The 516-nt window shown below is 60.3% G+C and carries 1 pseudogene; it reads right to left on the bottom strand.

What is annotated here, in order from left to right:
• Positions 1–505, bottom strand: a pseudogene (locus CKO42_RS26905) (hypothetical protein); the annotation flags it as partial.
• Positions 506–516: the final 11 nt, after the last annotated feature.

Here is a 516-nt window from a genome sequence, read left to right as displayed (position 1 = left end):
AGGCATAGAGTGCTTGGCGGAAGTCTGCTTCCAAGTGCGCAGGTAAACGGATCATCCAGTCGATCAGTCGGAACAGCTCCAGGATCAGTGCGCGCTCATAGCCGCGCTGATACATCAGGCGGATGAGGCGGAATTTCCAGCCTTTGAGCGTGTCGGCATCATCGGTGACCTTGGCGCGGATCTGGGCCATGACCACCAGGGCGAAGACGTTGTCGCTGGCTTCCAGCTCGGCCCAGCGTTCGGGCGCAGTGTAGTCGAGCAGTTTGACCATCGGAAACCGGAATGCAATCCCGCAGCCCCAGCGCGCTTGGCGATACGATCTGGGACGGAAGCTCGCTGTGGTGTCGGTCAGGACCGCGAGGCTGACGACATCGAGCCCGTAGCGATCGCGCAGTCGGTACTGATAGACAAACATCCGCTCGCTGAAGCCGCGCTCGGCGTCGCCTTGGACTTCGATGTGAATCAGGACATAGAGATCGGCACCGTCCTTGGCACGCACTTTCACCAGTTTGTCGG

Origin of the sequence: Lamprobacter modestohalophilus, from assembly GCF_016583905.1 — a bacterium.
Classification (GTDB): domain Bacteria; phylum Pseudomonadota; class Gammaproteobacteria; order Chromatiales; family Chromatiaceae; genus Lamprobacter; species Lamprobacter modestohalophilus.
Note: the sequence above shows the minus strand (reverse complement) of the source record. Positions and strands in the feature narration are given on the sequence as shown.